6 protein-coding genes are annotated in these 6,259 nt (G+C 58.2%); all 6 read right to left on the bottom strand.

Annotation, left to right across the window (positions count from 1 at the left end; all coding sequences use genetic code 11):
• On the bottom strand, positions 1–1,117 hold a 1,117-nt coding region (locus EOM25_11355), incomplete at its 3' end, for a UbiD family decarboxylase (protein ID NCC25770.1).
• Positions 1,118–1,276: 159 nt separating this feature from the next.
• Positions 1,277–1,693, bottom strand: a complete 417-nt coding sequence (locus EOM25_11350) for an FxsA family protein (protein NCC25769.1) — start codon at positions 1,691–1,693, stop codon at positions 1,277–1,279.
• A 29-nt stretch (positions 1,694–1,722) separates the two neighbouring features.
• On the bottom strand, positions 1,723–3,006 hold the full coding sequence (locus EOM25_11345) for a YihY family inner membrane protein (GenBank protein ID NCC25768.1): 1,284 nt from the start codon (positions 3,004–3,006) through the stop codon (positions 1,723–1,725).
• Positions 3,003–3,677 (bottom strand): (d)CMP kinase, encoded by a 675-nt coding sequence (gene cmk / locus EOM25_11340; protein ID NCC25767.1) that lies wholly within the window; start codon positions 3,675–3,677, stop codon positions 3,003–3,005. Before cmk ends, EOM25_11345 begins: the two co-directional genes overlap by 4 nt.
• Positions 3,678–3,901: 224 nt before the next feature.
• Positions 3,902–4,990, bottom strand: a complete 1,089-nt coding sequence (hisC, locus tag EOM25_11335) for a histidinol-phosphate transaminase (GenBank protein ID NCC25766.1) — start codon at positions 4,988–4,990, stop codon at positions 3,902–3,904.
• 7 nt (positions 4,991–4,997) lie between these two features.
• Positions 4,998–6,116 carry a hypothetical protein gene (locus EOM25_11330; protein ID NCC25765.1) on the bottom strand — a complete coding sequence of 373 codons (1,119 nt, stop codon included), beginning with the start codon at positions 6,114–6,116 and terminating at the stop codon, positions 4,998–5,000.
• Positions 6,117–6,259 lie beyond the last annotated feature (143 nt).

The raw sequence follows: 6,259 nt of genomic DNA, 5'->3' as shown, positions 1-6,259 counted from the left end.
GGACGAAAGGAACGTACCGCTCGCTGGCCACGGCCAAAAGGAGTGGGTGAACCCCGGCCTCGTCCACGGCGTGAACTTCACGGACCCCCGGAAATTCCTTGGGGATGACCGGTCCGGTCAATTCATGGATCAGAGACCCGAATTCGGTGTCTTCCTGGGGCGGTCGGCCCACGGTGGTGAACGGCCAGACGGCCCCGGGCCGATGGTACACGGTCTGCACCCGCATGACCGGAAAGTCATGGGCCAGGCTGTAGTAGCCCAGATGATCTCCGAACGGCCCTTCGGGAAGCTCCTTGCCTGACACGATGTGCCCGCAGAGACAGAAATCGGCCTCGGCCGACATGGGCAGGCCGTTGGGTCCTCTAACCATGGGAATTCTCGACCCGGACAGGACCCCGGCCAAGGCGATTTCGGGCATTCCCTCGGGCAGGGGCATGATGGCGGCCAGAGTCATGGCCGGAGGTCCGCCGACAAAGACGTTCACCGGCAGTTCTCGCCCCAGCTCCAGTGCCCGGGCATGGTGTGGCCCGATCCCCCGGTGTATCTGATAATGCAGGCCCACCTCCCGGTCCGGGGCGTAGCCACCCCCGGTCAGTTGGACCCGGTACATGCCCAGGTTCGAATGCCGCCACCCGGGTCGATCCGGGTCCTCGGTGTACACCTGGGGCAGGGTCACGTAGCCACCTCCATCCCTGGGCCAGGATACCAGATTGGGAAGAGCTCGGACCCGGGTCAAACCCCGCAAAATGGGACCCGAGGCAACGAACCTCGGCCTGGCCTTCCAGGCTGCCCGAGCCGCATCGATCCAGGCCCCGGGTCGACGCAAGGCCTGACCTGGGTCGGCCGCCGCATTCATGACCCGTTCCAACAGGGGCATGGTGTGTCTGAAGATGAAACGAATCCGCTCTCTGGTCCCGAACAGATTTCCGACCATGGGAAAAGGGGTGCCTTTGACCCGGGTGAAGAGCAGGGCTGGCCCCCGGGCAGCATAAACCCGGCGTTGGATGCAGCCCATCTCCAGAATAGGGTCCACCTCCGCCTCGATCCTGAACAGGTCGCCCTTGGCCTCCAGGTCATCGAGGCACGGTTGCAGACTGCGATAGCCTTCCAAGGACATGTTCAATTTCCTCCCCAGCCCATCAGGACGAGGATCAAATCGACCAGGGCCAAAAGGGCCAGGGCCCAGCCGAAGACCAGAACCGAAGACATGGTTTCGCTGACTGATGTCAGGAATCGGACCAAAAGGCGTTGGATACGCACCCCCTTGCCAGCCAACTCAGCGATCCCGGCGGTCATGGTCGATGTGGATGATCTGGATTCCCTGCCCGGTAGCGGCCTTGGCCGTGGCCCAAGACCGCAAACGGGTTCTGATCAGGTTGCGGATCGGGGGTACGAGGACCATGAGGCCCAGGACGTCGGAAATAAATCCAGGAGTCAGCAGGACCACCCCGGCCACGAGAATCATGGCCCCGTCCAGGAGGTCGTCGGCCGGAACAATCCCCTGCTGGAGGCTGGACTGGATGCGGACCATGGCCCTCAAGCCCTGCTCCCTGGCCAGCCAGGCTCCGGCCACGGCCGTCAAAAGGACCAGGAGGATGGTTGTCCCGGCTCCAATGACCGAGCCCACCTGGACCAGGACGTAGAGTTCGAAAAGGGGAAACAGGACAAAAATCAGGACGATTCGGGCAAACATGAGGTTTTTGGGATAAAGATGTCGGGCACTTAGGGCCTCGGCCTATCCAGAGGCTCGTCTGCCGTCAGGAAATATTGACGGCTCAACTCGGCCATGGTCAGATTCTCGTCACCGTCAACGTACCGGGTCCAGGCTCCGGACAACAATGTCTCGAAAAATTCACCGGCCTTGGACACTGGGCCGCGTCCCCGACCGGCCAGAATATGCACGATCTCCGCCAGACGTTTTTCTCCGGCCAGAAACAGGGGCACATACCCTCGTTTTGCCCCGCCGCTGGCCTCGGCCGCCAGCCCGGCATCGACCAGTTCGTGCATCCGGCCCTGGACGAAGTCCGCCGGCAGGTCCATGACTTTGGAGAGCTCCAAGACTGGAACCGGTCCGTCTCCTTTCCGGGTGGCCTCAACGAGATGGACCAAAATGGCGATGGAGGCGGACACGGTGTTCAGAAACCCGGCCGTGGCCCAATGCCCCACCCCGTGCCTCGGCCGCCACGACTGGATCATGAAGCTGATCTCGGCCCCCAGAAGCACGATCAGCCAGCTCATGTAGATCCAGATCAGAAACAGGGGGATCTGCGCGAAGCTTCCGTAGATGATATTGTAGTTGGTGGCCCCGATCTGGTTCTTGATGAACACCCATTGGGTGGTCTGAAGGATGAATCCGGCCAGGGCCGCCCCGGTCAGTGAGCAGCGGATAGGCACTCTGGTGTTGGGTAAAAACTGGTAGAGAATGGTCAACGCTCCGAAGACAGGGATAAAGGGCAGAAAAAATTTGAGGAAGAAGGTCTGCAGAGGGGAAAAATCGATGAATCCGAAGGCCTGGCCGATCAGGGCCGAGCTCTCCAGCGAAGCGGTGAAACTAAAGGACACGATGAGAAGAATGGGGCAAACAAGGACCAGGGCCAGGTAGTCAGTCAATTTCCGGGACAACCTCCTGCCATGCCGCACCCCCCAGACCTGGTTGAAGCTGTTCTCAATGTTGCCGAGTAGGGTGAAGATGGTCAGGAGGACAAAGGTGAATCCGACCATCCCAAGGCTGGTCACGTTGGTTCGGTTGATGTATTCGGTGATGTTCTCGACGATGACCTGATTCTCTCCGGTCACGTGCATGAGGAAACGCTGGATATATCCTGAACGTTGCAGGCCAACGCCTTTGAGAACGGCGAAGACCGTGGCCACGAAGGGCACCAGGGCCAGGGCCGTCAGATAGGTCAGAGACGAAGCCCGGATGAGGAAGTCGTTGCGCTCGAAGGACAGCCACAAGGCCAATGCCCAGTCCCTGGCCGAGCGAAGCAGGCGAGGCACGGCCGTCACCCCGCCATGGTCTGGAGGATGACCTCCAGCACGGCCTCGGGCCCGGACAGGCCAGTGTCGATGCGGATGGAATCCTCGGCCGGTCTGAGCGGGGCCAGTTCACGCTTGGCATCCTGATCGTCCCGGGCGGCAATGGCCCGGGCGATGTCTTCCGGAGAACCCGGGTCCTGCCCAGCCTCCCGAAGCTGCTGCCAACGTCTTTTGGCCCGTACATCGACCGAAGCCGTCAAGTAATACTTGAAACGTGCCCGAGGAAAAACCACAGTACCCATGTCCCGACCTTCGGCCACCAAGGATGTTGTCCGGCCCAAGGACTGCTGGGCTCGGGTCAAAAAGGTCCGGACCTCGGCCCTCTTGGCCAGATCCGAGGCTCTTCGTCCCATGTCCTCGGAACGTATTTCATCCCCAAGAGTCAGGCCCATGAGTTGAAGGCGGGTGTTCTCACCACTCCCTTTTAGACTGAAATCGAGCCCTTTGAGGGCCGGTCCGAGACGTTCTTCGGGCCAGTCGGACGCATCCGGACCCAGTGCCCAGGCCACGGCCCGGTACATGGCCCCGGTGTCTAAATAGGCCACACCCAGACGTTCGGCCAGCATGCGGGCCAGCGTGGTCTTGCCCGAACCGGCTGGACCGTCCAAGGTGACAACAAAGGGGAGGACGGATTCTGACATGGCGGATGCTTCCTGTTCGCGACCGGCCCATAATCCCGGGCCAGCCTGTGGGTGGAATTCAGCCGACTGGCGTAGGGGCCACCCGGTTGGTGGAATGCACCCGACTGGCGTAGGGGCAGGTTTAAAACATGCCCCTACAAACCACGGATACCTCACCGATTTTTCAGGCAATCCTTGTACGGTGCCCCGGCCCAACCGCCATCCTGTCCGGACGATTCGCGCCCCTACCCCAGGCCCAGAATCCCGGACATGGCCGTCAGAAACATCTCGTTCTCTTCGGCCGTGCCCACGCTGACCCGCAGCAATTCAGACAGGTCATAACTGGTCAGAGGCCGAATGATGATACCCTGCCTGAGCAGGGCCTCGAAGACACCATCCGCCGGGACAGGAGGCCTGAACATGAGAAAATTGGCCTGGGACGGCCAGACCCGGCAACCCAAATCCTTTAGACCTTGAGTCAGGCGTTCGCGTCCGGTCTGGACGACCTCCAGGGTGGTCTGAATGAAGGCCTCATCCTCCAAGGCGGCCATGCCCGCGGCCTCCGCCATGATGTTCACGCTGAAAGGCAGCCTAACGCTCAATAGGGCCTTGGCTAATTCCGCAGGCATGACCCCATGGCCCAAACGCAGACCGGCCAAGCCGAAGAGCTTGGAAAAGGTCCTGAGCACGGCCACACGGTCCGAGTCCAGAAGGCCCAAACTGGAATAGGCTTCCACAGGCCGGGCGAAATCCACATAGGCCTCGTCCACAACAAGCAGGGCCGTTTCCGGCAGACGGCCAAGCAGTCCGGCCAGTTCGGACGCCATAACAGAATGGCCAGAAGGGTTGTCCGGGTTGGTGACAAAGACGATTTTCGTCTGTTCATCCACCAACGACAGCAGACCTTCCCAGTCAAACCCGAAATCCGGATTCAGAGAGGCCTGCCGAAACTCCACCCCGCACAGCCTGGCCTGCAGTCCGTAGATGCTAAAGCACGGCTTGAAGGCCACGATATTGTCCTGGCCCGGCCGACACAGGACCCGGATAAGCAGATCGATGATCTCGTCCGATCCGTTCCCGGCCACCACGCTCTCGGCCCCGACTCCCAGTTTGACCGCAATGGCCTGGCGCAGGGCCGGATTGCCCGATCGCGGATACCGGAAACTTAAGGCCGCGTGGGCCTTGATGGCCTCCTGAACCACCGGGGATGTCCCCAAGGGGTTCTCGTTGGAGGCCATCTTGACCACTCGGGAAAGCCCGTACTTCTCTTGGATCTCGTCGATGGAGAGGCCGGGGGAGTAAACGCCTTCCACATTCAATACAAAAGAAAACATCAACTATTTATGATTCTGAAATGACTTTTAGAATATTTCTCTTAACCAATGTTTTTGCATCCTCAGGTTCAGGGTCAGGCTCAGGCTCAGGTTTTCTTTCAATTTTAATATCGGCGTCATCCTGATGCCTTCCAGAATATGCAGTAATTTTCACCCGTCTTGTACTGGGGGTGGTTGGATTTGGACCAGCAGTAAAAGTTACCTTCGCTTGACCATTTCCGTCAGTTTTTTCTACGACTGAACTTAGAGCCCCATATATCTCATCCGTATCCCGAACATCAAAAAACACTTCAACCCCTTCGATTCCTTTGCCTGTTTCATCGCTTACAAAAGCGAAAAGTTCTGAATCATCTTCAGTATAAATAATCGCTGGATTGGCTGACAAATTCACAGATTGGACCTCTGGAATGGAGTTTTTAACAGATATGGTCAACGTCTGAGATATGTACTTTGGACTCAATTCATCTGAGGTCATTACGCTGGCTCTCAAAAGAATCGTATCCTCGTAGGTAGGAGCTGTAAATGAAACCTCGCCAATCCCAGCATTGTTTGTAATGGCCGCTGCATATTCGAGAGATCCACCCCCAGACAAGATATCAAAATACACGATGATGCTTTGTAGAGGTCGGCCATGCACATCTTGGACAATGGCGTACAAAACACTCTCTTCCTTCAAAGCGATCATTCGCGGAATAGCGCTAAAATCAAGATAATACGGATTGTCGATGTTTGCCACATTACTGATGAGGGCTCTGGTCTCGACATCGCCGGACGGTGTGGAAACACTGATGACGGCAACTCCGGGTTCGGTCGAGGCGGTATACTCGGCCTCTGCCTCTCCGAAACTGCTTGTCGTTGCAGTATATGTATCTAAGTATCCACCCCCCTGAACGATTCGAAACATGATAAGTGCGTCGGGAACTGGGGTTCCCTTTGAATTCCGCGCAAAGGCTCTAATGGTCGATGTTTGGGCTCCGTCGGCCAGTACTCGATCCGGACTACATGTAACTTCAATCACTTCAAGTGAAGGCGGTTCAGGGGGAGTCGTGTCTGCCCCACCGCTGCTGCATGCCGCCAGAAAAAGACACAGGGTTGCCGTTCCCAAAATTCGAAGCCACGATTTCATACCTTCCACTCCTTGCGCGCTTCAGCGCCAATGTTGTCTTGGTTCAAACCGCCCTATTCCAGGCCGGCCTTGTTCATTTTGGCAAAAAAATCGCCCTCCGCCTGAACAAGACGGAGGAAATAGCCGCGAGGCAGTATCGACGT

It is taken from the genome of Deltaproteobacteria bacterium, assembly GCA_009929795.1.
Classification (GTDB): domain Bacteria; phylum Desulfobacterota; class Desulfovibrionia; order Desulfovibrionales; family Desulfomicrobiaceae; genus RZZR01.
The sequence above is the reverse complement of the archived record's forward strand: the minus strand, read 5'-3'. Positions and strand labels throughout refer to the sequence as shown.